Here is a 570-nt window from a genome sequence, read left to right as displayed (position 1 = left end):
GCCAATGCATAGCTGGAAGAATGAATTCAACGCATCGGGGGACATCGAAGCTCTTTCACGGCACATACAAACACCGCCCTGCATCGCAAACTGCGAAGCTCCGCGCCAGCACAACGTGAATAAAGGGTTAACGAGGAGGTCGGGAACCGCGTGCGGTGCATGGCTCCCGGATACCGCCTGCGGCGAGGCGCGCGAGGCCGTTAACTATCGGCTGGCATATTCGCGGTTGATTCGCCCACCCGGTACACCGTCCCAGTTCCAATTTAGCGTGCGCATGTCTCTGCTGTTTCCGACCCACCCGACGACGCGGCCGCGGCGCCGCCACCGCCGCAACCACGTCGTACCGATGCTGGTCGGTGCAGCACTTGCAGCCCCCGCTATCGCAGTGGTGGCCTATCTGCTGTGGCCGACCTGGCAGAGCCAGAAGCCGGGCGATCCCGACCGTATTCCGGTGAGCGTCGGCGCGACACTGTTCAACGTCCCGACCCATGCGTTTCGCCGCAAGGTGCAGAAGCATTCAGGGCCGCAGGAACGCGTCGATCTGAGCTATGTCTATCCATCGCTCGAAGC

Annotated in this window: 1 protein-coding gene; it reads left to right on the top strand. The window is 62.3% G+C overall.

The window, feature by feature from the left end:
• Positions 1–274 precede the first annotated feature (274 nt).
• Positions 275–570 (top strand): hypothetical protein (locus AC1DU6_RS35150; RefSeq protein ID WP_477863190.1); only part of this gene is annotated, 296 nt, incomplete at its 3' end.

The organism is Roseateles sp. P5_B10 (assembly GCF_056400485.1).
Note: the sequence above shows the minus strand (reverse complement) of the source record. Positions and strands in the feature narration are given on the sequence as shown.